This is a genomic window from Synechococcus sp. BSA11S, assembly GCF_014224355.1.
Classification (GTDB): Bacteria; Cyanobacteriota; Cyanobacteriia; order PCC-6307; family Cyanobiaceae; genus Regnicoccus_A.
Window position 1 is genome coordinate 81663 of sequence record NZ_VNWP01000009.1, and the last position, 24237, is coordinate 105899.

The 24237-nt window shown below is 68.2% G+C and carries 25 protein-coding genes, 1 tRNA gene, 1 other RNA gene and 1 pseudogene; 17 read left to right on the forward strand and 11 right to left on the reverse strand.

Annotation, left to right across the window (positions count from 1 at the left end):
- Nucleotides 1–35: 35 nt before the first annotated feature.
- Together FPZ61_RS09735 and FPZ61_RS09740 are read right to left on the reverse strand one after the other, a co-directional pair.
- Nucleotides 36–1358, reverse strand: a complete 1323-nt coding sequence (locus FPZ61_RS09735; protein WP_185466000.1) for an amidohydrolase family protein — start codon at nt 1356–1358, stop codon at nt 36–38.
- Nucleotides 1352–1801 (reverse strand): DUF4359 domain-containing protein, encoded by a 450-nt coding sequence (locus tag FPZ61_RS09740; protein WP_255441512.1) that lies wholly within the window; start codon nt 1799–1801, stop codon nt 1352–1354. Before FPZ61_RS09740 ends, FPZ61_RS09735 begins: the two co-directional genes overlap by 7 nt.
- A gap of 42 nt (nt 1802–1843) precedes the next feature.
- Here FPZ61_RS09740 and FPZ61_RS09745 point away from each other — a divergent pair.
- Nucleotides 1844–1916, forward strand: a tRNA-His gene (locus FPZ61_RS09745).
- 2 nt (nt 1917–1918) lie between these two features.
- Here the strand turns inward: FPZ61_RS09745 and FPZ61_RS09750 are convergent.
- Nucleotides 1919–2977, reverse strand: a pseudogene (locus FPZ61_RS09750) (DUF1611 domain-containing protein); the annotation flags it as partial.
- Complete coding sequence (locus FPZ61_RS09755; protein ID WP_185466103.1) at nt 2971–4095, reverse strand: dipeptide epimerase; 1125 nt, start codon at nt 4093–4095, stop codon at nt 2971–2973. The gene FPZ61_RS09755 and the pseudogene FPZ61_RS09750, both read right to left, overlap by 7 nt.
- 34 nt (nt 4096–4129) lie before the next feature.
- Between FPZ61_RS09755 and miaB the strand changes: the two genes are divergently transcribed.
- The 5 genes from miaB to ftsZ all read left to right on the forward strand — a co-directional run bounded on the left by miaB (nt 4130) and on the right by ftsZ (nt 9286).
- Nucleotides 4130–5554, forward strand: coding sequence for a tRNA (N6-isopentenyl adenosine(37)-C2)-methylthiotransferase MiaB (gene miaB / locus FPZ61_RS09760; RefSeq protein ID WP_185466002.1), 1425 nt, complete (start codon nt 4130–4132; stop codon nt 5552–5554).
- A 50-nt stretch (nt 5555–5604) separates the two neighbouring features.
- Nucleotides 5605–6723 carry a D-alanine--D-alanine ligase family protein gene (locus tag FPZ61_RS09765; RefSeq protein WP_185466004.1) on the forward strand — a complete coding sequence of 373 codons (1119 nt, stop codon included), beginning with the start codon at nt 5605–5607 and terminating at the stop codon, nt 6721–6723.
- Nucleotides 6720–7130 carry a hypothetical protein gene (locus tag FPZ61_RS09770; RefSeq protein ID WP_185466006.1) on the forward strand — a complete coding sequence of 137 codons (411 nt, stop codon included), beginning with the start codon at nt 6720–6722 and terminating at the stop codon, nt 7128–7130. Before FPZ61_RS09765 ends, FPZ61_RS09770 begins: the two co-directional genes overlap by 4 nt.
- Nucleotides 7127–7966, forward strand: coding sequence for a cell division protein FtsQ/DivIB (locus FPZ61_RS09775; RefSeq protein WP_185466008.1), 840 nt, complete (start codon nt 7127–7129; stop codon nt 7964–7966). The genes FPZ61_RS09770 and FPZ61_RS09775 overlap by 4 nt, the downstream gene beginning before the upstream one ends.
- 213 nt (nt 7967–8179) lie before the next feature.
- Nucleotides 8180–9286 carry a cell division protein FtsZ gene (gene ftsZ, locus FPZ61_RS09780; protein WP_185466010.1) on the forward strand — a complete coding sequence of 369 codons (1107 nt, stop codon included), beginning with the start codon at nt 8180–8182 and terminating at the stop codon, nt 9284–9286.
- Between the two features lie 44 nt (nt 9287–9330).
- Here ftsZ and ffs read toward each other — a convergent pair.
- Nucleotides 9331–9427, reverse strand: an RNA gene (gene ffs / locus FPZ61_RS09785) — signal recognition particle sRNA small type.
- Nucleotides 9428–9473: 46 nt separating this feature from the next.
- Between ffs and panB the strand changes: the two genes are divergently transcribed.
- On the forward strand, nt 9474–10310 hold the full coding sequence (gene panB, locus FPZ61_RS09790; RefSeq protein ID WP_185466105.1) for a 3-methyl-2-oxobutanoate hydroxymethyltransferase: 837 nt from the start codon (nt 9474–9476) through the stop codon (nt 10308–10310).
- Here the strand turns inward: panB and hemW are convergent.
- On the reverse strand, nt 10213–11433 hold the full coding sequence (gene hemW / locus FPZ61_RS09795) for a radical SAM family heme chaperone HemW (protein ID WP_370593411.1): 1221 nt from the start codon (nt 11431–11433) through the stop codon (nt 10213–10215). The two genes, panB and hemW, sit on opposite strands and share 98 nt — an antisense overlap.
- 142 nt (nt 11434–11575) lie before the next feature.
- On the opposite strand from hemW, the gene FPZ61_RS09800 reads away from it, so the two are divergent.
- The 6 genes from FPZ61_RS09800 (at nt 11576) to FPZ61_RS09825 (ending at nt 17348) form a co-directional block, all read left to right on the forward strand.
- Nucleotides 11576–12688, forward strand: a complete 1113-nt coding sequence (locus FPZ61_RS09800; RefSeq protein ID WP_185466012.1) for a PIN/TRAM domain-containing protein — start codon at nt 11576–11578, stop codon at nt 12686–12688.
- Nucleotides 12689–12720: 32 nt separating this feature from the next.
- Entirely contained in the window at nt 12721–13395 is a 675-nt protein-coding gene (locus tag FPZ61_RS09805) for an ATP-dependent Clp protease proteolytic subunit (RefSeq protein ID WP_185466014.1), read from the forward strand.
- Between the two features lie 83 nt (nt 13396–13478).
- The gene (locus FPZ61_RS09810; RefSeq protein WP_185466016.1) at nt 13479–14081 is read left to right on the forward strand and encodes an ATP-dependent Clp protease proteolytic subunit; all 603 of its coding nucleotides are present in this window, start codon (nt 13479–13481) and stop codon (nt 14079–14081) included.
- Nucleotides 14082–14131: 50 nt separating this feature from the next.
- Nucleotides 14132–15127 (forward strand): ketol-acid reductoisomerase, encoded by a 996-nt coding sequence (gene ilvC, locus FPZ61_RS09815; RefSeq protein WP_185466018.1) that lies wholly within the window; start codon nt 14132–14134, stop codon nt 15125–15127.
- Between the two features lie 50 nt (nt 15128–15177).
- Entirely contained in the window at nt 15178–16254 is a 1077-nt protein-coding gene (locus FPZ61_RS09820) for a hypothetical protein (RefSeq protein WP_370593412.1), read from the forward strand.
- Between the two features lie 17 nt (nt 16255–16271).
- A complete protein-coding gene (locus tag FPZ61_RS09825) occupies nt 16272–17348 on the forward strand; it encodes a CobD/CbiB family cobalamin biosynthesis protein (protein ID WP_370594282.1) in 1077 nt (358 codons plus the stop codon).
- A gap of 10 nt (nt 17349–17358) precedes the next feature.
- Here the strand turns inward: FPZ61_RS09825 and FPZ61_RS09830 are convergent, their stop codons facing one another.
- Nucleotides 17359–18027 (reverse strand): sugar transferase, encoded by a 669-nt coding sequence (locus tag FPZ61_RS09830; protein ID WP_255441524.1) that lies wholly within the window; start codon nt 18025–18027, stop codon nt 17359–17361.
- Between the two features lie 135 nt (nt 18028–18162).
- The gene (locus tag FPZ61_RS09835; RefSeq protein ID WP_185466025.1) at nt 18163–19374 is read right to left on the reverse strand and encodes a glycosyltransferase; all 1212 of its coding nucleotides are present in this window, start codon (nt 19372–19374) and stop codon (nt 18163–18165) included.
- Between the two features lie 103 nt (nt 19375–19477).
- Here FPZ61_RS09835 and FPZ61_RS09840 point away from each other — a divergent pair, with 103 nt between their 5' ends.
- From FPZ61_RS09840 to FPZ61_RS09855, 4 genes are all read left to right on the forward strand, one after another.
- Nucleotides 19478–19720, forward strand: coding sequence for a hypothetical protein (locus tag FPZ61_RS09840; protein WP_185466027.1), 243 nt, complete (start codon nt 19478–19480; stop codon nt 19718–19720).
- A 14-nt stretch (nt 19721–19734) separates the two neighbouring features.
- On the forward strand, nt 19735–19989 hold the full coding sequence (locus tag FPZ61_RS09845) for a DUF6737 family protein (protein WP_185466029.1): 255 nt from the start codon (nt 19735–19737) through the stop codon (nt 19987–19989).
- Nucleotides 19990–20095: 106 nt separating this feature from the next.
- Entirely contained in the window at nt 20096–20305 is a 210-nt protein-coding gene (locus FPZ61_RS09850) for a hypothetical protein (RefSeq protein ID WP_185466031.1), read from the forward strand.
- A 172-nt stretch (nt 20306–20477) separates the two neighbouring features.
- A complete protein-coding gene (locus FPZ61_RS09855) occupies nt 20478–21158 on the forward strand; it encodes a hypothetical protein (RefSeq protein ID WP_185466033.1) in 681 nt (226 codons plus the stop codon).
- 222 nt (nt 21159–21380) lie between these two features.
- Here FPZ61_RS09855 and FPZ61_RS09860 read toward each other — a convergent pair whose 3' ends face one another.
- From FPZ61_RS09860 to FPZ61_RS09870, 3 genes are all read right to left on the reverse strand, one after another.
- The gene (locus FPZ61_RS09860; RefSeq protein WP_185466035.1) at nt 21381–21743 is read right to left on the reverse strand and encodes a hypothetical protein; all 363 of its coding nucleotides are present in this window, start codon (nt 21741–21743) and stop codon (nt 21381–21383) included.
- 36 nt (nt 21744–21779) lie between these two features.
- The gene (gene ppk2, locus FPZ61_RS09865) at nt 21780–22802 is read right to left on the reverse strand and encodes a polyphosphate kinase 2 (RefSeq protein WP_185466037.1); all 1023 of its coding nucleotides are present in this window, start codon (nt 22800–22802) and stop codon (nt 21780–21782) included.
- Nucleotides 22803–22875: 73 nt separating this feature from the next.
- Complete coding sequence (locus FPZ61_RS09870) at nt 22876–24234, reverse strand: ATP-binding protein (RefSeq protein WP_185466039.1); 1359 nt, start codon at nt 24232–24234, stop codon at nt 22876–22878.
- Nucleotides 24235–24237: the final 3 nt, after the last annotated feature.

Below are 24237 nucleotides of genomic sequence, written 5' to 3' on the forward strand. Positions count from 1 at the left end.
CGAACGGCAGGCAGGGGGTCGCCCTGTCTCCCTGTCTACTCAGCCCCGCTGGCCGAAGCCGGGGCCAGCTTTTCCAGCAACGTTGCCAGTTCCGGCGGCGCCGGTGCGGGCAGCCAGTGCCCGGCGCGAAGGACCCGCCGCTGGGGAGAGCGGGCCAGCAGATCACTCCAGCTGCCGGCGGCGAGCACCACCAGATCCGCCGGCGAGCCGGGGCGCAGCACCCCGTCCCACTCCAGACCCATCAAGCGGGAGGCGGCCGTGGTGAAGGGGGCCAGCCCCTGCCGTTGCCAGGGGGCCAGGTGCGCCGCCGGAAGGGAGAAGCGCAGCAGTTCCAGCGGGTCGAAATCCCCACCCGGATGCCAGGGATCCTGAACGTTGTCACCACCCACCGCCACCGTCACCCCGGCACGCTGCAGCTGCCGGATCGGCGCCATGGGCCGCCTGGCCGGGGTGTCTTCGCCTTGGTGCCCCAGCAGCCAGAGGTTGGTGGGGGGCAGGGCCACCACGGTCAGGGCGGCTTCCGCCATGGCCTCAGCCAGCTGGCTCAGGCGAGGGGGGCTGAGCTGCGACATCGAGCAGCTGTGGCTGCAGGTGATCGGCACACCGATGCGGTGCTGCCGCGCCAGCTTCGCCACCAGGGACACCCCTGCCCCACCGCCATCGCCGCTTTCATCGACGTGCAGATCGACCGGTACTCCCAGGCTGTCGGCCAGCTTCAGCAAGGCCAGGAGTCCCCTGCCATCGTCGCCGCTGGGGGCCAGGGGGGCGCCCAGCACGCCCCCCAGCAACACCGTTCCCCGCGGGGCGCGGCTGACCAGGCGCCGGGCCAGGGCCGCACCAGCGACGGTCCCCCAGTGCCGCACCGGTACCAGGGCCACCAGTTGCAGCGCCAGCCGGGACATCCAGCGGCCCTGCAACTGCAGCAACCCCTCCCATCCAGGCTCGGCTCCGGGACCAAGGCTGTCGATGTGGCTGCGTATGGCCCGCAATCCGTGGCGCCAGGCCCGCTCCAGGGCTCTCTCGCCCCGCTCCATCACCTGCTCGACGCTGCGCTCCTGGTGCTCGTCCTGGTTGGCCGCCAGGGCCCCCTGCATCGTGCCGGAGAGGTTGGGGTGGCGCTCCCAGCTGAAGGCCTTGTCGAGGTGGGCATGGGGCTCCACCAGGGGGGTGAGTGCCAGCGGCAGCAGCTCCCCGGCAGCCTGGGGGTGGGCTTCGATCGCCGTGATCCGTCCGTTCTGATGGCGCAGGCGCACGGCCAGCAGACCGCCGGCATCCGCCGGGGGGAGATGGTGGCAGCTGGGGTCGATCAGGCCACGGGGCAGCAGCAGCGGCGGCAGGGACCCGGCCGCGCTCACCACGGCCCGCCATCAGCGGAGGCACTCTCGGAATCGTTGTCGCTGGAGGTGCTCAGGATCCTGAACCGGCCCGCGGCAGCCAGGGTGAGCACGCGGTAAAGGGGAAGCTCCAGGAACGGCAACACCGAAGGACCACCGATCTGGGTGCGGTAGAGGCTGAACAGTCCGAGGTTCCGCCGCTGGGTGTTGCGCAGGGCCAGGCGCCCCAGCACCTTGCTCTGGCTGCGGATCAGGTCCGGGCAATTCTGGATCGCCAGCTTCAGGGGCATCGGCAGGCGATTGGTGCAGACCTCCTCCACAGCCAGCTCCGCCAGCTGGTCACCGGCGAAACTCTCGAACTCCTCGGGTCCAGGGTTGGTGAAGGCCAGGGCCATCCCGGTGACCCCTGTGCCCACGGCCAGAGCGGTGCACCAGCGGGCGAGGCGAAGCGAGGGGGCAGGCCGCAAGGAGAGAGTGCAGGGCTGGTTGATACATTGGCAAAGACCACGGCGGGCGTAGCCAAGTGGTTAAGGCAGCGGCTTGTGGCGCCGCCATTCGGGGGTTCGAGTCCCCTCGCTCGCCCTCAATGAGGCCAGCAGCCAATCGGCTGCTGGTTCATTCCTCACCGGATCCGCACAGGGCAATCCCAGCGCGTCACCGATCTCGGCACAGGCCTGCTCAGCCCTGGCTTCAGACAATCCGGCGGTGTTCAGGGCCACGGCGCTCACCCTGGGTGGAGACCCTCCACCGGGCCGGCCAAGGGCCGCCACACCCTCCAGCACCTTGATCAACTCTTCCAGGGGAGGCAGCAGCACCCGTGGGTGCTTGTTGACGTGACTCTGGCCGGCCCGGTGGACCAGCAGCAGGGCGGTGGGCTGGCTGCCTCGGATCAGGGGCAGGGTGGCGGTGGATCCTGGGTGGCAGAGGGAACCCTGGCCTTCCACGAGGAACAGGCTGTCCCCCGTACAGGCTGGCTCTGCCGCCGCCTCCAGCAGCGCCCGCTCCACCGCACCCGCGGCATAGTCGACACGGACGGCATCGAGGGGGACACCCCTGCCGCTGATCAGGATGCCGGCCTGGCCGGTGCCCACGAAACGGCCATCCAGGCCAGCCCGCCTGGCGGCTGCAGTGAGCTCCAGACAGGCGCTCATCTTGCCCACGGCCATGTCGGTACCCACAGCCAGCACCCGCTGGCCGGGAAGATCGGAGGCCAGGGCCGCGGCCACCTCCAGGCCAGGGGGCTCATGGCGCAGATCCCAGATCCACTGGCCGGGCCCCCGCAGGGCGGCCAGGTCCGGGTCAGAGCCCAGGGGGGTGTGCAGACCACTGGCCAGGTGCAGCCCCGCCCGCAGGGCCGCCTCCAGATCGGCCTTCAGCTCCGGCGGCAACTGCCCCCCGGATGGGGCCAGCCCCACCACCGCCACCGCCGGCCGGTAGGCCAGGGCCGCCCTGAGGTCGGCGACGATCGGCACCGCCCTGGCGATGCCGGTGATGGCCTCCAGGTCAGCACCGGCATGGGCCGGATCCACCACGGCCACCACCGGGCCCTGCCGGTAGCGCAGCATCGCCAGGCCCGTCTTGCCCGCGAGGTTGTCGAGGCCGCCATGGAGCAGCAGCACCACGGGTGCATCGGCGGTCAGCACGGGACGCAGGCCGTGGCAGGGTCGGGCCGCTCGATCACCCCCAGGCCGGATCGCGTGGAGGGCTGCACCCGGTCACCGTGGAGCGCGGGGCCCTCGAAGGGGTCGTCGATCAAGTTGAGATGGCTGTCGAGGTCGGGCCAGCGCACCAGCGGCAGCAACTGGGAGGCGGCGCCATTGAGCAGGGCGCTGTCGGAGTAGCAGCCAAGCATCAGATCGAGTCCCAGACGCCGGGCGGTCCGGGCCATCAGCAGGGCCTCACTGAGGCCACCACTCTTGAGCAGCTTGATGTTCACGGCGTCCACATGGGGTGCCAGCCGCAGCAGGTCGGCCAGGTTCCAGCAGCTCTCATCGGCCACCAGGGGAATCGGACAGCTGAGGTCGAGGGCCTCAAAGCTGGCCGCATCGGCCTCGGGGTCGAGCTGGGCAGGGAGTGGCTGCTCCACCAGCACCACCCCCTGGTCCGCCAGCCAGGGGATCAGCTCCTGCGCCGTGGCCAGGTCCCAGCCGCCATTGGCATCCACCTGCAGCTCACTGGCCTGGCTGGCGGCCTGCTCCCGCAGTCGCCTCCCCACAGCCAGCACCAGGGCACGGTCATGGCCTGGGCCGTCCGGGCTGCCCAGCTTCAGCTTCACCCGACTGGGCCAACAGCCGAGCCGCTCGCGCCAGCCCTCCAGCCTGGCGAGCACCTGCTCCACCGTGCCCAGACCAAGGGTGACGCTGGTGGGGACGCAGGCCGAACGATCCAGACCCCAGAGACGCCAGAGCGGCTGGCCCAGCTTCTGCCCCCACCAGTCGTGAAGGGCCAGATCGATGGCGCAGCGGGCAGGGGGCGAGAGCGGTGCCAGCCAGGCCTCGAGGGCCTGAAACGCCGGCAGCTCGGAGGCGAGGGCCAGACCCTCGGCTGAGCCGAAGCGCGGAAGGACGGCCTCCAGTTCCTTCGCCACCGCCTCAGCGGCATAGGCCCGGTGACCGGTCTCGAAGCCGCCGGTTTCACCCCGCCCCACCAGGCCCTCATGCTCCAGTTCGAGCACCAACCGCCGCACCGAGCCAGTGCTGCCCCGGCTGATCGCCAGGGGCACCGCCTTGTTGAGCACAATCCAGCGAAGGTTTGTTTGCATCCCCCAAGTTTCGGCCATGGTCGAAACTTGGGGGATGAATGCGACCACCACCAAGGCGAGTGCCCCAGCGGCTGCCCCACAACGGCAGCAGCAGCGCGGCAGCTACTGGATCACCACCTTCGGCTGCCAGATGAACAAGGCCGATTCCGAGCGGATGGCCGGCATCCTCGAAGGCATGGGCTTTCAGCCCGCAAGCGATGAACACACTGCCGACCTGGTGCTCTACAACACCTGCACCATCCGCGACAACGCTGAGCAGAAGGTCTACAGCTACCTGGGCCGCCAGGCCCGGCGCAAACGGACCAACCCCCACCTGACCCTGGTGGTGGCGGGCTGCGTGGCCCAGCAGGAGGGGGAGTCGCTGCTGCGGCGGGTGCCCGAACTCGACCTGGTGATGGGTCCCCAGCACGCCAACCGGCTGGATGTGCTCCTGACTCAGGTGGAGAACGGCCAGCAGGTGGTGGCCACCGGCGAGCACCACATCCTCGAGGACATCACCACCGCCCGCCGCGATTCCCAGGTGTGCGCCTGGGTCAACGTGATCTACGGCTGCAATGAGCGCTGCACCTACTGCGTGGTGCCTTCGGTGCGCGGCGCCGAACAGAGCCGCCTGCCCCAGGCGATCCGCCTGGAGATGGAGGGGCTGGCCGCCCGTGGCTTCAAGGAGATCACCCTGCTGGGGCAGAACATCGATGCCTACGGCCGTGACCTGCCCGGCATCACCCCCGAGGGCCGCCGCCAGCACACCCTCACCGACCTGCTCCACCAGGTCCATGACGTGGAGGGGATCGAGCGGATCCGCTTCGCCACCAGCCATCCCCGCTACTTCACCGAGCGTCTGATCGACGCCTGCGCCGAGTTGGCGAAGGTGTGCGAGCACTTTCACATCCCCTTCCAGAGCGGCGATGACGCCGTGCTCAAGGCCATGGCGCGTGGCTACACGGTGGAGCGCTACCGCCGCATCCTCGAGCGGATCCGCCACCGCATGCCGGACGCGGCGATCAGCGCCGATGTGATCGTGGCTTTTCCGGGCGAAACCGACGTCCAGTTCCGCCGCACCCTGACGTTGATCGAGGAGATCGGCTTCGACCAGGTGAACACCGCCGCCTACTCGCCGCGGCCGGGCACCCCCGCCGCCGACTGGCCCGATCAGCTCAGCGAGGCGGTCAAGGTGGAGCGCCTGCAGGAGCTCAATGCCCTGGTGGAGCGCACGGCCCGCGAGCGCAGCGCCCGCTATCTGGGGCGCACCGAGCAGGTGCTGGTGGAGGGCAGCAACCCCCGGGACCCCAGCCAGCGGATGGGCCGCACCCGCACCAACCGGCTCACCTTCTTCCCGGCCAGCGGGCCTGCCCAGCATCCAGGGGGGGTTGGGGGTCGCCCCAGCCAACCGGGTGATCTGGTGAACGTGAGCATCGAACAGGTGCGCGCCTTCTCCCTCACCGGCGTGCCGATCAGCTGAGATGAGCTGTCGCTGATACGTTTGGCGCCGACTCGGTCTCTGCCGCACCCATGCCCAGCTCCCCCCGCTGCGTTGGCCTGGTGTTCGGGGGAGCTTCCGATGAGCATCCGGTCTCGATCCGCTCAGCGATCACCGTTCTTGGTGGCCTGAGGCAGGGGGCCAACCTGAAGCGCTATAAGGTGCGCCCGTTTTACATCGACCGCCGCGGCCGCTGGTGGGGCCCCGAGTTGGCCGAGGACGTCCTGGCCAGCGGCGAGCCAGCCCAGGACGCGCAACTGGCGGCGGCTGGCCACCAGCCCCTGGAGAACACCGGCTTCCGCGGGCTTCCCCCCGAGGCCGCGGGCGTGGCGGTCTGGTTTCCGGTGCTGCACGGGCCCAACGGCGAGGACGGCACCATCCAGGGGCTGTTCACCCTGATGCAGGAGCCCTTTGTGGGCTCCGGCGTACTCGGTTCAGCCCTGGGCATGGACAAACAGGCGATGAAGGCGGCCTTCGCCGCCGCAGGTCTGCCCCAGGTCCCCTACGCAGCGGTGCAGGCGCAGGAACTCGAGCAAGACACCGAGGGACTGCTGCAGCGGTTGGAGCAGGATCTGGGCTATCCCTGCTTCGTCAAGCCGGCCAACATGGGCTCCTCCGTGGGAATCAGCAAGGCCAGTGACCGCGCCTCCCTGCGGCAGGGGCTTGAGCTGGCCGCCTCCCTGGACCCGAGGCTGGTGGTGGAGCAAGGGGTGACGGCCCGGGAACTGGAGTGCGCCGTGCTGGGTCAGTCGGCCGGGGGCTGTGGCGGACTGAAGGCCTCGGTGGTGGGGGAGATTCGCTTCTCCGCCGACTGGTACGACTACGAGACGAAATACACCGCTGGCCTCAGCTCCACCGTGATTCCCGCCGACCTGCCGCCGAGTGTCAGCGAGGACCTCCGTGCGATGGCCCTGCGGGCCTGTGCCGCCGTGGCGGCACAGGGGCTGGCCCGGGTGGATTTCTTCTACGACGAAGCGGCGCAGCAGTTGTGGTTGAACGAGATCAACACCCTGCCCGGCTTCACCAACCAGAGCATGTACCCGATGCTGTGGGAGGCCAGCGGAGTGCCATTGGAGGATCTCGTGCATCAGCTGGTGGAGAGCGCGGGAGAATGGGACGGTGGATCATCTGAGGAGGACCTGGCGGAATGAGTCACGGCTTGCTCTGGCTGCCCCTGCTGGTGGTCTTCGTGCTGCTCACGGCCCTCGGCTGGCTTGAGCGGCGCCGTCAACGGCTCTTCCGCGACTGGGCGGCGGGATCGGAACTCTCGAAACTCGATGGCTGCGGTGCGGCACGGCTCGCCGACGGTGTCCTGACCTGGAGCACCTTCGAGGCCGGCACCCTCAAACCCCAGGGATCGTTCGTGATCAGCAAGCTCGAACTGCTGGAGCTGATGTCTCTGGGTTCCGGAGACGCTCCCCTCACCGAGGAAAGCCAGGGCAGCTGCCGGGTTCGGCTGGTGGGCGGTGGTCAGCAGAACGATGTGCCGTTCTCCGATGCCGAACGGGCCCGGCGCTGGATGGATGAGCTGATGGCCCGATCCCGTTGTGAGCTATGAGTTCGGCCCCCCAGGCACCAGGGGTGGAGCGTCGGCGGCAACTGCGTCTGCAGCGCCGTCAGGAACGCCTGCGCAACGTCTGGAGGCTGCTGGTCTTTTCGGCGGCCGCCGCTGGGCTTGGGTACGGACTGCTGCGCCAGGGTTGGACTCTCTCCAGCCCATCCCAGGTGGAGATCAGCGGCAGCGAGCGGGTGAGCCGCGAGCAGGCGATCGCCGCCGCCGAGCTGCGCTTCCCCTTGCCCCTGCTGAACCTCGACCCCCGTCTGGTGCGCTCTGAGCTGCTGGAGGCGCTGCCGGTGGAGCAGGTGGCCGTGCAGCGACTGATCCTTCCCCCCCGTCTTCGCATCGAGCTGGTGGACCGCAAGGTGGTGGCACGGGCCGAGCGACGCACGGCCAAGGGTCCCGAACAGGGCTATATCGACCGGCTGGGGCACTGGATCAGCAGCAGCCAGCAGGCCATGGGATCCGGCGCTACCCAGCCGGAAACGACCATCCGGGTGCAGGGATGGCAGGACCGTTTCAGAGCCACCCTGGTGGAGGTCATGGAGCGCCGCGACGACCTGGGCAGCCCGCTCAAGCTGATTCGCTTCGAGCCCGACGGCACCCTCTGGCTGACCACCGCCACCCTGGGGGAGGTGAAGCTCGGTGAGCCCGACGGCGAGCTCAACCGTCGCCTCGATGTGTTGCGTTATCTGTCCGGTGAACTGCCCAAGCGGGTCAAGGGCCAGACCCTACGCTCCATCGACCTGAGCGACCCGGACCAACCCGAACTGGGGCTCCCTGCACCACCAGCAGGTTCGACCCCGGCGAAACCACCCGGACAAGGGGTGGATTGACCCACGAAGGCTCGCTGATCTCAGGTTGAGCCGCAAACCCTCACAGGACCATTGCGAGAAAAACGATTTCACGCAAAAGTGCCGCATCGCACAGGTTTTTTCCAGCCCGCCGCCGACATAATGCTGCCCGAGATGAGTGTCAACGGTTCCCTGGGCGACCACCCCGACTCAGGCCAGCACCCCATCCCATCTGACGCCTTACTCGGAACACCATTGACCTCCTCGCCCTCCAGCAACGGCATCGTTCCCAGCCAGAGCGCCAGGATTGAAGTGATCGGCGTGGGGGGCGGAGGCAGCAACGCGGTCAACCGAATGATCGCCTCCGATCTGGAGGGGGTCGGCTACAGGGTGCTGAACACCGATGCCCAGGCTCTGCTCCAGTCGGCCGCCCAGCGACGGGTTCAACTCGGCCAGAAACTCACCCGAGGCCTCGGGGCGGGCGGCAACCCGGTGATCGGTCAGAAGGCGGCCGAAGAATCACGCAACGAACTGCAGGAAGCCCTTGAAGGGGCTGATCTGGTTTTCATCGCCGCCGGCATGGGCGGTGGCACGGGCACAGGAGCCGCTCCGATCCTCGCGGAAGTGGCCAAGGAATGCGGTGCCCTCACCGTGGGCATCGTCACCAAGCCCTTCGGCTTCGAGGGTCGCAAGCGCATGAAACAGGCCGAGGAGGGCATCGCCCGTCTGGCTGAGCATGTCGACACCCTGATCGTGATCCCCAATGACCGCCTGCGCGATGCCATCTCGGGCGCACCGTTGCAGGAAGCCTTCCGAGCCGCTGACGACGTGCTGCGTCAGGGCGTCAAGGGCATCAGCGACATGATCACCCGGCCTGGGCTGGTCAACGTCGACTTCGCCGACGTGCGCTCGGTGATGACCCTGGCGGGCACAGCCCTGCTGGGCATCGGAGTCGGCTCCGGCCGCTCAAGGGCCATTGAGGCCGCCCAGGCCGCCATCAGCAGCCCCTTGCTGGAAGCCGCACGGATCGATGGGGCCAAGGGCTGCGTGATCAACATCAGCGGCGGCAGGGACATGACCCTCGAGGACATGACCACCGCCTCCGAAGTGATCTACGACGTGGTGGATCCCGACGCCAACATCATCGTGGGGGCCGTGGTCGACGAGAAGCTCGAAGGCGAGATCCACGTGACTGTGATCGCCACCGGCTTCGAGGCGGGCAGCACCTACCGCACCGAACGGCCCCGGGAGCGTTTCGCCGCCAGCCCCCAGCTCACCCACACCGAGGAAGAGGTGGACCAGCGCGGCGCCAAGATCCCTCCCTTCCTGCTCAACCGACAGAGCCGCTCAACCGACAGCTGATCTTTTGAATAAGGAGTGGGCTCACGCCCCTTTTGAATCAAGAGGGTGACCCGGAGTCCACGCCTGCCAAGAGCATCCCGTGTGGCTGCTCCCTTCCGGTCCTGACCAGATTTGGGCGTCCGGGCCGCGTGGGTCCGAGTCGAGATGATGGTAGCAATGCAAGCCCGAGAGGTTCCCGCCTGTGCCCCTGAGACCCGGTGATCTGGTGACCCGCAAGCAGGCCGGGCGACCGATCCTGATCCTCACCGCCTGGGATGCACTCTCGGCGGCGCTGGTGGAGGAGGCCGGTGCCGAGGTGGTGCTGGTGGGCGACTCACTGGCCATGGTGGTGCTCGGCCACGCCACCACCCTGCCGGTCACCCTGGCGGAGATGATCGGCCACACCCAGGCGGTGGCGCGGGGTCTGCGCCGGCCTGTGGCCCAGCAACCGCTGCTGATCTGCGATCTGCCCTTCCTCAGCTACCAGTGCGGCAGCGATCAGGCAGTGGCCGCCGCCGGCCGGGTGCTCAAGGAAAGCGGCGCCGCCGCCGTGAAGCTGGAGGGTGGTGAGCCGGAAACCGTGGCCGTGGTCGACCGGCTGGTGCGCAGCGGGATTCCGGTGATGGGACACCTCGGCCTGACACCCCAGTCGGTGCATCAGCTGGGCTACCGCCGCCAGGCCCGGGATCCGATCAGCCAGGAGCGGCTGCGGCTCCAGGCCAGGGATCTGGAGGCCGCCGGCTGCTTTGCCCTGGTGCTGGAGCACGTGCCGGACGATCTTGCCGGCAGTCTGCGGCGGCAGCTGACCATCCCGGTGATCGGGATCGGTGCGGGCGATGACTGCGATGGCCAGGTGCGGGTCACGGCGGATCTGCTCGGCCTGACCCCGAGCCAGCCTCCGTTCAGCCCTCCGCTGCTGGCCGGGCGCGAGCTCTGCGTGGACGCCCTCAGGGGCTGGCTGCAGGCAACGGCTCAGCCATGGCCTGCTCGGGCCGCTGACGGGCTTCCCACCAGGCCAGCAGCTCCCGCAGCACCGCATTGCTGAGGGCCAGTCCTTCAGGATCCGCCAGTCGCCAGCGCTGGCCTTCCACCAGCAGCAGGCCCCGCTGCCGCATGGGGGCCATCCAGCGCTTCAGGGAGGCACGATCGGCCGCACTCAGGCCAGCCGCTTCGGCCAGTTGGTGGAGGTTGACCCCTTCGCGCCGGCGCAGACCCACGATCAGCCACTCATCAAAGGGCGGCTCCCCGGCTGGCGGGCTGGCCCCCTTCGTCTGCAACCAGGCCGCATAGGCCTCGCGCGTTCGGGGCCGTGCCTGACGCTGGCCATAGGGGGCCGAGGTGGCCCCCAGCCCGAACCCCCACCAGCCGCCGCCACTCCAGTAGACGCGGTTGTGACGGGAGGCATGCCCTGGCAGCGCGTAGTTGGAGATCTCATAGCGTCCGTAGCCGGCGCCCCGCAGCAGCTCCCCGGTGAGGTCCATCAGGTCGGCACCCAGATCGGGGTCCGGCAGGGGCAGCTGGCCGCGCCGCTGCAAACGCTCGAAAACGGTGCCGGGCTCCACGATCAGGTCGTAGACCGACAGATGGGGTGGCTCCAGGGCAAGCGCCTGCTGCAGCTGCTGCCGCCAGTGGGGGAGGTCCTGCTCCGGCAGTCCCTGGATCAGATCGAGGCTCCAGCTGCTGAGGGCACCGCTGGCACGGGCCTGGCGCAGCCAGCCGGCGGCCTGGAGCAGGTGCCCGCGGCGATGGCGGCGGCCCAGGCGCTCGAGCACGCCGTCATCGAAGCTCTGCCCCCCCAGGCTCACCCGGTTGATTCCCGCCGCCAGCATCCCGTCCAGCCTGAGTCGATCGAAGCTGGCCGGATCCATCTCCAGGGTGATCTCTGCCCCGGGAACCAGGCCGAATCTCTGCCGCAGGCCGTCGAGCAGCTGCCCCAGCTGCCTGGGGGTGAGCAGTGAGGGGGTACCACCGCCGATGTAGACGGTGGAGAGCGGTGCGGGGCTGGCAGAGGCCGCGATCTCGGCCTGCAGCAGGGGCAGGTAGGCGGCGATCGAGGCGGAGTGGGCACCGTCGGCGTGGTCCCCCAGCGGCACCACCGCGAAGTCGCAGTAGTAGCAACGGCGGTGGCAGAAGGGGATATGGAGGTAGGCGGCGCGGGGTGCGTTCACAACCGGGAAATGGCGGTGGACGCGCTCACCGTCAGGATTCGCGACATGTCCGTAGGCAAATGTACGGGTACCTTTCCCGGTCAAATGGAGCGGGATCGGCCATGCTGCGGTTTCCCGGCCCTGGGCAGCCCACAACAGGCACATGGTGGACCCGCTCATCCTGCTGCTGTTCCTGATCTCCGGCGCGGCCACCGGCTGGCTGGGGGTGGATCTGCTGCCGGAGGACCTGCTGATCGAGGTGACGAACCTGGAGGGTCTGCGCTGGGTTCTGGGCGGTTTCGGGGCCTTCTTCGGGTTGCTGGCGGGCTTCTTCTTCCAGCTGCTGCGGCGCCGCCTGATGCGCCAGGTGCGCTCGATGCCCACCGATCTGCTGGTGAGCCGGGCCGTGGGCCTGATCCTCGGGCTGCTGGTGGCCAACCTGCTGCTGGCACCGATCCTGCTGTTGCCGCTGCCCTGGGAGGTGATCTTCGTCAAGCCGCTCGCGGCAGTGCTGAGCAACGTGTTCTTCGGAGTCCTGGGCTACAACCTCGCCGAGGTGCATGGCCGCACGCTGCTGCGGCTGTTCAACCCTTCGAGCACCGAGGCCCTGCTGGTGGCCGACGGGGTGCTGCAACCAGCCACAGCCAAGATCCTCGACACCAGCGTGATCATCGACGGACGGATCCGTGGGCTGCTGGAGTCGGGGCTGCTGGAGGGCCAGGTGATCGTGGCCCAGGCGGTGATCGATGAGCTTCAGCAGCTGGCGGATTCGGCCAATGCCGAGAAGAGGGGCAAGGGCCGGCGCGGCCTGAACCTGCTGGCCGCCCTGCGCGAGACCTACGGCCGGCGCCTGGTGGTGAACAGCACCCGCTACGAGGGCAACGGGGCCGACGACAAGCTGCTGAAGCTCACGGCCGACACCGGCGGCACCCTGCTCACGGCCGACTACAACCTGGCCAAGGTGGCCGAGGTGCAGGATCTCCGGGTGATGAACCTCAGCGCGCTGGTGATCGCCCTGCGGCCCGAGGTTCAGCCCGGTGATGCCCTGCAGCTCAAGATCGTGCGCGAGGGCAAGGAGGCCGACCAGGGGGTGGGCTATCTGGAGGACGGCACCATGGTGGTGGTGGAATCCGCCCGGGCCCGCATCGGCCAGCGTCTGCCGGTGACCGTGACCGGTGCGCTTCAGACCCCGGCAGGGCGCATGGTCTTCGCCCGATGCGACCAGGAAGGGCCGAAACAGCCCGCCCCGGTCCGGCAGCCGACGGGCCCCCGCTAGGCTCACCTGCAGGCCCTGTAGAGCGTTTCCAGATGTCGGTGTCGGCCCCTTACTACGGCGATTCCGCCGTGATGCGCACACCGCCGCCCGATCTCCCTTCACTGCTGCTGAAGGAGCGGATCGTATATCTCGGCCTTCCTCTGTTCTCCGACGACGATGCCAAGCGTCAGATGGGGATCGATGTGACCGAGCTGATCATTGCCCAGCTTCTCTATCTCGAGTTCGACAATCCCGAGAAACCGATCTTTTTCTACATCAATTCCACAGGCACCAGCTGGTATTCGGGCGACGCCATCGGCTTTGAAACCGAGGCCTTCGCCATCTGCGACACCATCCGCTATGTGAAGCCCCCGGTGCACACGATCTGCATCGGTCAGGCCATGGGCACCGCCGCGATGATTCTCTCGGCGGGCGCCAAGGGTCACCGGGCAGCCCTGCCCCATGCCTCGATCGTGCTGCACCAGCCCCGCTCCGGAGCCCGCGGCCAGGCCAGCGACATCCAGATCCGGGCCCAGGAAGTGCTGCACAACAAGCGCGTGATGCTCGAGATGCTCTCCCAGAACACCGGCCGCAGCGTGGAACAGCTCTCCAGTGACTCCGATCGCATGACCTACCTCACCCCGCGGGAGGCCCTGGAATACGGCCTGATCGACCGGATCCTCACCAGCCAGAAGCCTCTGCCGGTGCCGCTGGCCGGCTCGGTATGAGCCTGATCCGCTGAGCTCGCTGATCAGAGCAAGCCCCCCGCTCGCCCTTCACTCCTTCACCACCCAGTTCCGCACCCACAGCCATGCCCATCGGCACCCCCAGCGTTCCCTACCGCCTGCCCGGCAGCCAGTACGAGCGCTGGGTCGACATCTACACCCGTCTCGGCGTGGAGCGGATCCTCTTCCTCGGCCAGGAGGTGAATGACGGCATCGCCAACAGCCTGGTGGCCCAGATGCTGTACCTCGATTCCGAAGACAGCAGCAAGCCGATCTACCTCTACATCAATTCCCCGGGAGGGTCGGTCACCGCCGGACTGGCGATCTACGACACGATCCAGTACGTGAAATCCGACGTGGTGACCATCTGCGTGGGTCTGGCGGCCAGCATGGGCGCCTTCCTGCTGGCGGCGGGCACCAAGGGCAAACGGCTGGCCCTGCCCCATGCACGGATCATGATCCACCAGCCTCTGGGCGGCACCAGTCAGCGCCAGGCCAGCGACATCGAGATCGAAGCCCGCGAAATCCTGCGCATCAAGGACATGCTCAACCAGAGCCTGGCCGAAATGTGTGACCAGAGCCTCGAGAAGGTGACCAAGGACACCGACCGCGACTACTTCCTCAGTGCGGCGGAGGCCAAGGATTACGGCCTGATCGATCGGGTGATCGCCCACCCCAGCGAGGCCTGATCCGCCGGGCGCGACCGTAAAGTCGCTGTTTGCCCTGCCCGATTCGCCGGATGGCCCAGCTCTTCTACGACTCCGATGCCGATCTGAGCCTGCTCGATGGCAAAACGGTGGCCATCATCGGCTACGGCTCCCAGGGCCACGCCCACGCCCTCAACCTCAAGGACAGCGGCGTGAACGTGGTGGTGGGCCTGTACGCGGGCAGCCGCTCCGCTGAGAAAGCCAGGGCCGATGGCCTCGAGGTGCTGAGCGTGGCGGAGGCCGCCGAGCGCGCCGACTGGATCATGGTGCTGCTGCCCGATGAAACCCAGAAGGCCGTCTACGACGCCGAGATCGCACCGCACCTCAAGCCCGGCAAGGTGCTGAGCTTCGCCCATGGCTTCAACATCCGCTTCGAGCTGATCAAGCCCCCCGCTGATGTGGATGTGGTGATGATCGCCCCCAAGGGCCCCGGGCACACCGTGCGCTGGGAATACCAAAACGGCCAGGGGGTGCCGGCCCTCTTCGCCATCCACCAGGACGCCAGCGGCCATGCCCGCGCCCTGGCGATGGCCTACGCGAAGGCCATCGGCGGCACCCGTGCCGGCATCCTCGAAACCAACTTCAAAGAGGAAACCGAAACCGACCTCTTCGGGGAGCAGGCCGTTCTCTGCGGCGGCCTCTCCGAACTGGTGAAGGCCGGCTTTGAGACCCTGGTGGATGCGGGCTACCAGCCCGAGCTCGCCTACTTCGAATGCCTGCACGAAGTGAAGTTGATCGTGGATCTGATGGTGAAGGGCGGCCTCACCGCCATGCGCGATTCGATCTCCAACACCGCCGAGTACGGCGACTACGTGAGCGGCCCGCGCCTGATCACCGCCGACACCAAGGCAGAGATGAAGCGCATCCTCGCCGACATCCAGGACGGTACCTTCGCCCGCAATTTCGTGGCCGAATGCGAGGCCGGCAAGCCGGAGATGACCAAGGCCCGCAACCGTGACGCGGCCCACCCCGTCGAGCAGGTGGGCGTGGGCCTGCGCTCCATGTTCAGCTGGCTGAAGGCCTCCTGAACCGGGATCACCCCGGCGGCCGCAGCGCAGGCTCCAGGCCGAATCTGCCTGTGCTGGCCTGGGGCAGTGCGCAGGCCAGCACCAGCCTCACCCTGGCCGCTGCCGCCTGGATGGTGAGCGGCCTGAGCCCTTCACCTCTGCTGAACAGCCTGCTGCCGGCCCTGGTCACCCTGCCGGCCCTGCTCCCTCTGATCCGCCGGCCCCTGAGCGGGGTGATCGTGCAATTGCTGGCGCTGCTGGTGCTGCTGGGCCTCGGCACCAGCGCGGCCGCGGGCGTCGAAGGCCAGGAGCGCGCCACTGAGGTGCTGCTGGCCATGGCGTCGGTGCTGGCGGTCGCGGTGGGAACCCAGATGACGGCGCTGCCCCTTCAGCGGACCCTTCTGGCCCTTCATCAACGGCCCATGGGCCAGGTGCGGCGTGCCGGTGAAATTGGCATGCTGATCGGCCATGGGCTCGCGGCGCTGCTGTTCCCCATAGGCCGGGCGCTCCTTCAGTTCAGCCAGGCCATGGTGCTGCTGCTGCCGGTGCTGCCACTGGCCCGCCAGGCCCGGGGTGAAGGCCTGCGCGAGGCACCTGGAGCAGAAACCCCGCCTGCTCGGGTGGCTTTCAGCTGGCGCTGCGCCTTGCAGGGGCTGCTGTTCGGCGGGCTGTTCGGGCTACTGCCCCTATGGGTGCGCCAGGTGGAAGCCGGCACCTGCCTGGATTTCGGCCTTGTGCTGGCCGCCTATGGGCTGGGACGCAGCCTGGGCGGAGACTTGGGCCTGGGTTGGTTGAAAGGGGCCTGGCGGCTCGGCGGACCACGCCATGAAGGAGCCGGCTGCTACCTGGCGATGGCCCTGCTGCTGGGGGCAACCCGCTGGCTGCCGGGCTGGGGATCGCTGCTGCTGTTCGTTCCGCTGGGTGGTCTTGCCCAGGCCAGCGACCTGGCCCAGGTGAGGGGCCTGCCTCAGCCGAGCGATGAGCCTCTGCGCTGGCTGACCCTGGCTCGTTCAGGGGCCATTGGCGGCCTGATCGGCAGCCTGGCCATGGGGCTGATGGCCCAGCTGCTCGGCCTGCCCCTGGCCTTCCCCCTTCAGATCGGGCTGTTCGTGGGGGCGGCCCTGGTGCTGCCCCCACGACCATCGTGATCACGCTGGTGGGGCCGATCCAGCTCTGGCTGCTGGTGCTGCTGGCCTGTGGACTGGATCGCCTGGTGGGGGATCCGATCAGCTGGCCCCATCCTGTTCAGGCGATGGGCTGGGCGATCCAGCATCTGCGCGGCATCGGGGAGTGCTGGGCCGGAGATCATCCCCGCCGCTTGCACCTGGCGGGACTGGGCCTCACCGCCCTGGTGGTGGGGGGCAGCAGCCTGGCGGGCTGGGCCATCGAGCAACTGGCGCTCGGATCTTCTTCGCTCCTGCCCCTGCCCGCCTGGGTGGTCTGGGCAGGGCTGCCGGCCCTGCTCGTGGCCATGGCCAGCGCCCTGGCCGCCGGCAGCCTGGAGAAGGCCGTGCGGGGGGTGCTGGCTCCGATCAGCAGGCCGGGGCTCTCCGATGGCGTGGAGCCTGGGGATCCCGAGGGGCTGGAGGAGGCTCGCCGCCGCCTGGCCTGGATCGTGGGTCGTGATGTGGAGGGACTCAGCCGGGCGGAGCTGTTGCGCGGGGCGGCCGAAACCGCGGCGGAGAATGCCGTGGATGGGCTGTTCGGGCCGCTGTTCTGGATGCTGGCCGGCGCTGGCCTCTGGACGGCCCTGGGGGTGGGAACGGGAGCTCCGGGTCCCCTGAGCCTGGCCTGGATGTACAAAGCCTCCAGCACCCTCGACTCAATGCTCGGCTACCGCCTGGGCCGCCTGCGCTGGCTGGGCACCGCCGGGGCCCGCCTGGATGACCTGCTCACCTGGCTGCCCTGCCGGCTGGTGGCGTTCTCACTTCCGCTCGCCGCTGGCCAGCCTGGGCGCTGCCTCCAGCTGGGACGGCTGGCCCTGCGGCAGGGCCAGGCCGATCCATCCCCCAACGCCGGGGTGTCGCAGGCGGCCTTTGCCCAGGCGGCCCGGATCCAGCTTGGGGGCCTGAACCACTACGGCGGCGTGGCCAGAGCCAAACCGATCCTCGGCCAGGGCTACCCAACCGCCGGGCCCGCAGCCGTGGCCCTCATTCTGAGCTTGGTGGGCCGGCTCGAGGCTCTCTGGCTGGCCATGGCCCTGCCCCTGCTGCTGGGGGTGAGCCGTCTGCTCAGCGGTTGAGACCAGCTGATCAGTAGGCGCCGCGATCACGCGGGTAGAGGATCACCCCCACCGTGCGCAGGATGATCGCCAGATCCAGCAGGACGGTGCGGCGGCGCGCGTAGGCGATGTCGAGCTTGACCCGGGCGTCGTAGCTGAGGTTGTTGCGCCCGGAGACCTGCCAGAGTCCCGTGAGCCCAGGCCGCACCGCCAGCACCTCATCCATCTGACGGCCATAGCGCTCCAGTTCGTCCCAGACGATCGGCCGCGGCCCGACCAGGCTCATCTGACCCTTGAGCACGTTGATGAACTGGGGCAGCTCATCGAGACTGGAACGGCGCAGGAAACTGCCGATCGGTGTGATTCGGGGATCTGCTTTGAGCTTGAAGTCTTTGTTGAACTCCGCCTTGAGTTCGGGCGACTGCTCAAGCAGGGCCTTGAGGATGCGGTCGGCGTCCTTGCGCATCGTGCGGAACTTGATGCAGCCGAAGCCCTTGTAGCCCCTGCCGATGCGGCGCTGCACGTAGAACACCGGCCCGGGCGAGCTGAGTTTGACCAGAACGGCCAGCAGCAGGAACAGGGGGCTGCCGAGGGTGAGCACCGCCAGGGAAAACACGATGTCACCGCTGCGCTTGAACACGCGGGATCGTTTCGACTGCGCCCGGATCAGATGTTCGGCCGTGGGCACCGCGGGGGTCATCGAATCAGCGACCGGGAGCGGAGGAACCAGGTGCAGGGGCCTGGGTAAGGGGCCGGCGATGTCAAAGGTGCTGAGCGACGATCCGGACATCAGCGCCCCCAGAGATGCGCGAACTCTAAAAATCGAAAGGTCAACTCACCAGCCGGTGCGGTCACTCACCCCAGAGGCACAGCGCCGCAACCGTCGCTGATGTCCCTGCCAGCGACGCTCGAGAACCCCCTGCAGGCGCTGGCGGAAGCGCTCCGGAGAGAAGCGCTCGGCCCACTGCCGCTGACCCTCCGCAGGCAGTCGGTGCCACAACTGTCCCTGCTCGAAATGCTCCAGCGCCCGCACAAGGGACGCGACACTCTGCTGCTCGAACAGCAGGCCGGTGGGCTGGGGCACGTCGGCCGCCAGGCAACGGACCGTGTCAAGCAGCCCTCCCTGACCCAGGCCGATCACCGGAGCTCCCGCAGCCATGGCCTCCACCGGGGCGATGCCGAAATCCTCCAGACCGGCGTAGAGGTAGGCACGGCAGCGGCCCATCAGATCCGTGACCCGCTCCGGAGTGCAGGCCCCCAGCAGCGTCACGGTGGGTCCGGCAAGGGCCTGCAGGCGGGCCCGCTCCGGCCCGTCGCCCACCACCAGCAGGCGCAGCCCCAGGCGGTTGCAGGCCTCGATCACCAGGTCCACCCGCTTGTAGGGCACCAGCCGGCACAGGGAGAGGTAGAAATCCTCCCGGGGCAGATCCCAGCGGAACCGGTCCACCGCCACCGGCGGATGCACCACCTGACTGGGGCGGCGCCAGCAGCGCCAGATTCTTCGTGCCGTGAAGCGGGAGTTGGCCAGAAGATGGTCGACGCGGGCGCTGCTGCTCACGTCCCACTGGCGCAGCTGATGCAGCTGCCAGCGCACCCACGGCCCGAGGGGTCCGCGGGCGATGGCGGAACCGGCCAGGTAGGCGTGCATCTGATCCCAGGCGTAGCGGACCGGGGTGTGCACATAGCTGATGTGCAGCTGGTCGGGCCCGGTGAGCACACCCTTGGCCACCAGGTGGTTGCTGCTCAGCACCAGGGGAAAGCCGGCCAGATCCAGCTGCTCGATCGCCAGGGGCAGCAGGGGCAGATACTGCTGCACATGGCTCACGCCCCAGGGCAGGTGCTGGATGAAGCTGGTCTGGATGCGTCGGCCCTGCAGCCAGCTGCCCGGTCGGGCGCTCTCGCCATCCACCAGGGCGAAGAGAGCGGCGGCGGGGCGTCCGGCGGCAAGCCACCGGTCGATCTCCTTCACCACCAGTTCGGCTCCCCCGACGGAGCGGGGCGTGAACCACTCATGGACGAGGGCGATCCGGCCGGGGAGTCCTGACATGCCGGCACCGTAGGGCCCGTGCCGGCGCGATCACATCACGAAAACTCTCAGCTGATTGCGTCGCCAGGCCTGGATCCGGATGCTGAACGGAGCCCAGCCCGCCATGCCAATCCGCGACCTGCTCGAAGACGCCCTCGAGGAACCCTCGATCGGGCTCACCCCATGCTTCAGCTGGCATGCCACCCCGGTGGGAATCGCCGCTCTCTGGCGTGCTGGAGCGGCACCCTCGACCCCCCCCTTCGAAGCCGCCCTCAAGGAAGGCCTCGACGTCGGCCTTGATCTGAGCCGTGAGGAACGGGAGTTCCACCAGTTGCGCATGGGCCTGGTGCTGCTGTTCCACTCCTGAGGATCCCCAGCCCGATGACCGAAACCGGCGAGGACACCTCCCAAGCCCCGGGAGCGGTGTCGATCTGGCAACTGAAGCCCTGGTGGTGCCAGCCCTGGTCGATCCTGCTGACGGGGGTGCTCCTGATCGCGGGCAGCTGGCTCTGGCTGAGGCTCTGGTGGCTTAGCGTTCCGCTCGCCGTCGGGGTGTCGCTTTGGTGGTGGCTGTTCCTGGTGCTGATGCCCCGTCAGGCGGCGGCGCTGGTATCAGGACCGGATGACATCGGTTGAAATGCAACCGATCCAACAGCGTCAACGCCAGCCTTTCCGTTAAAGCTCGTTACAGCACGATTCAGAGGATTGACTTCACCCCGTTCTTTCCACTCCAGGAGTCTCCATGAGTTACGAACCCGGTACCAGTGAATGCCGGTTGTTGATCGACAGCAAGGCCCAGATCGAAGGGGTCCTGGCCAACCTCGCCAAGCTCGAGAACACCGATCACATCCGCATGCAGCTGCTGGCGGTCTACAACCAGCTGGAGGGTCTGCACGACCTCAGGCGGACCAAGCCAGTGGGCGCGATCCCCGGCAGGGATGAAAGCGCCTGAGAAACCCGTCCAGCTCGATCGGTCCACAGCGCCGTCGCCATCCCTGCTGAGCAATCGGATGCCTCCAGGCCGTGATCCGCAACGGCCAGCTCCCCTGGGCCCGGTGGACGATCAGATACCGGTAGCGGCAATCGCGGCGAAAGTCCGGCGAGCCCAGGGGTTCAGCCCCCGGATGGCAGCGCAGGAAACCAGCCACCAAGCCCCCGGGGCCGGCACCATCGTCCTGGCAGGCCTCGAGGGCAGCGCCCAGGCGGAGCGCTGCACCTGCTGGATCACCCTGGCGAGGGAGGTAGAGATGAAGGGGTCCCCAGCCGGGAAAGCCCAGAAAGGAATACACCGCGGGGATGTCCATGGCAACGGCTCGAGAGGGTCCGCTTCTTCAGTGCCCCTGGTGTCCCATCGTTCGCTGGGGGGCAGTTCCCTGCCAGGGGTCCTGCTGCTGGCCCTGCTGGCTGGTGCCGGGGTGGCTCTGGCCCAGCAGCGCAGTGGCGATCCGCTCGCGCTGGCCACCCTGCTGCGCGTGGGTCAGCCGATCCTCGAGAGTGACCGCCGACTGCTCCAGCTCGGCTGGCGGCCCTCTCCCGCCAGCGCCCCCGCGGCTCTTGACCGGGAGCGCTCCGGCAGCACCCTGGCCAGCCTCAGTGGCTGCTCCGGCACTGGAGCGGGTTTCTGCCGCTTCGACTACCGGCGGGGCCGGGCCAGACTGGCGGTGATCACCGTGCCCTCGCCGGCGGGGCACTCCGGCGGGCCGATTGTGCTGCGCTGGGTGGATGACATCAGCGGGCGCCGTTGGGGTCTCTGTCAGAGCGACACCTCTGAGCAGCTGATCCCCTGCAAGGGCCTGGGGCCCTAGCCCGCAGCCGGCGCAGGGACCCGGAGCCGATAAGTTTGGGCAGCTGCCGCTGCAGGGCCGATGGGTCTGGAGAACAAGCAACGCCCTCCCTGGCTGAACTGGGTGTTCCTGCTGATCTTTCTCTGGAGCAGCTGGCAGCTGGCGGGCTTCTGGTTCGATCGGCTGAACTGAACCGTCCCCGAGGGACTCAGGGCTTGAGCCGATCAGTGGTCAACGGACTGGTCACTGCTCCTCGAGGGACTGCTTCAGGCGCGAGAGCAGCGTTCTGCGGGCGACTGCCGGCGGCAGTCCCTGGTCGCTGGCCTCAGCCACCCAGTCTCTGGCCGCCTGGATGAGGGCCTCCAGGCCAGGAGCTCCGGATCGCAGGGCCTGAAAGGTCGCCATCAGATCCTGATCCATGGCCTGGGAGGGATCGCTGCAGACGATGTACTGCCGACCGTCGCAGCCGGTGTAGAGCAGGCTTCCCTCAGGACCACGCAGGGGGGCCGTGGCCGGAACAGTCAGGGAAGTCTCCGGTTCATCCCCGGAACGGGAGGGCTGGGAGGAGTCAGGGCCAAGGGCCGAATCATCGTCGGAGCGGGGCATGGCAAGGCGGCGATGGAGCGGGAGGGGTTGAGACGCTCAGGAATAGGCGTTGGGGACGAAGAACTGCTCATTCATGGGGGGCCGCTGGTAATCACCGACGGTCTTGCGCGGTGGCAGTTCGATGGGAGCAGGCGTCATGTCTTCGTAGGGGATCTTCGAGAGAAGATGGCGAATGCAATTGAGGCGGGCCCTGCGCTTGTCATCGGCCTCAACGGTGAACCAGGGGGCCTCCGGGATGTTGGTGTGGGCAAACATCTGGTCCTTCGCCTTGGAAAACTCCACCCAGCGGTCGCGTGATTCGAGATCCATCGGTGACAGTTTCCAGCGGCGGGCGGGATCATCCAGCCGGGAGCGGAAACGGGCCTCCTGCTCCTCGTCGCTGACCGAGAACCAGTACTTGAGAAGAACGATGCCGGAGCGGACCAGCATGCGCTCGAACTGGGGAGCCGATTGCATGAATTCCTCCACCTGAGGTTCGCTGCAGAAGCCCATCACCCGCTCCACGCCGGCCCGGTTGTACCAACTGCGATCGAAGATCACGATCTCACCGGCAGCCGGGAAATGCTCGACGTAGCGCTGGAAATACCACTGGGTGCGCTGCTGGTCAGAGGGGGTTCCCAGGGCCACCACATTGCAGCCCCTGGGGTTGAGAGGTTCGGTGATGCGCTTGATGGCTCCTCCCTTGCCGGCGGCATCGCGGCCTTCGAAAAGGATGACCAGACGAAAGCCCACATGCTTCACCCAGTACTGCATCTTCACCAGCTCGACCTGGAGTTTCTCCAGTTCTTTCTCGTAGAACTTGCGGCTGAGCTTGGCTGACTTTTCCTCGGGTGGGGCACCCAGATCATCCTCCTGCTCCCCAGCCAGATAGGAGGGGTGATAGCGATCATTCAGGCCGTTGGGAGGGTAAGGGGAAGGGGCGCCTGCGAGGCCAGCCAGAGCGGAATCGCCGTGGCGAGCACCCTTGGTTCCTGTCTTGGCACCACCGTGCTTTCCGGATCTGGCCTTCTTGGCCTGGCCGCCAGCCTTGTCCTTCCCTTTGGCTTTGCCTTTGCCCATCCCGCTCAGCCCCGTCTCACCTGACTATCCATCCTGTCTAGAGGGATCAGCCTTGAGAGACTGTGGGTTCAGCTCAGATTGTTGAGGCCCTGACACGATCCTCACTGAGGGAATGGCCGCTCAGGCTGACGCAGAACTGCCCCGGCACCGGCTCGGGTGAGAGATCCACCAGGGGCTGATCCCCCAGCCGCAGCTCTCCGCCGTGGGTGCGGGCCACCCGCTGGGCGATCGCCAGACCGAGCCCGCAGTGGCCATGGCCACTGCGGGCTTCATCGAGCCTCTGGAAGGGCATCAGTGCCTGGGTGCGTTGCTCCTCGGCGATCCCCTGGCCCTGGTCCCACACCTGCAGCTCAAAGCCATCCTTCTGCCAGGCCCGCAGCACCAACCGCACGGGCGGCTGGCCGTAACTGAGGGCATTGTCGATCAGATTGGCGACGGCACGGCCCAGGGTGATCGGCTGAACCGTGGCGGTGACAGGAGCCAGATCCAGCTCGACGGGCTGTCCGTCGTAGCGGGCCGCCAGCTCCGCCAGCAGCTCCGCCAGCGGCACCTGCACCGCTGCCTCCCCGCCACCGCCGCCGGCGAAAAGCAGAAACTGGCCGGTGATGCGCTCGAGGTCGTCGAGATCGGCCCCCGCCCGGGCGCTGGCGGCCCCATCCCCCAGCATCGACAAGCGCAGCCTCAGGCGGGTGAGCGGGGTTTTGAGGTCATGGGCAATGCCGGCCAGCATGGTGGCGCGCTCCCGCTCGCTGTCCTCCAGGCGCTGGAGCATGGCGTTGAAGCGCTGCGCCAGCCGCCGCACCTCGGGGGCGCCCCGCTGGGGCATCGGCTCCGGCTTTGCCTCGAGGCCCACCCGTGCCAGGGCGCGCTCCAGCTGCTGCAGCGGCCGCTGCACCTCCAGCAGCAGAAACAGGGCCCCCGCCATCACACTTCCGCTGGCCAGCGACAGGGTGACCAGCAATGGATCCGGCGGCCAGCCGAAGCGCGGACGAATGGCGGCATAGAGCCAGACCGGCTCCAGGGGGGAGGCCAGCTCGATCCAGACACCACGGGCGGCGCCGTGGTTCGGCACCACCTCGGGGCAACGGGGCAGCCGGCGGCAGAGCTCCAGCTGCAACTGGTCAGCCTGGCGATCCAGGCGCCGATCGTGCCCGTGGCCGAGAAGCCCCCACCGCCTGGGACGGCGCGGCGGCCGCCCCACCCCCAGCTGCAGGCCGCTGAGCTGGGAGACGGTGGCCGGTGGGAAACGTTCCAGCGCCAGTTCCGAGAGCCTCAGGTTGAGGGCCACCTGCGGGCCCATCTGGGCGATCTGGAGCTGGCCGATTCTGGTGCCGAGCAGAGCCTGGAGCAGCACCAGGCTGAGGGCCCATCCCCCCAGGAAGAACACCCCGAGACGCAACGACAGGGCTGCGGAGCGAATCGAGGGGGCCATCGC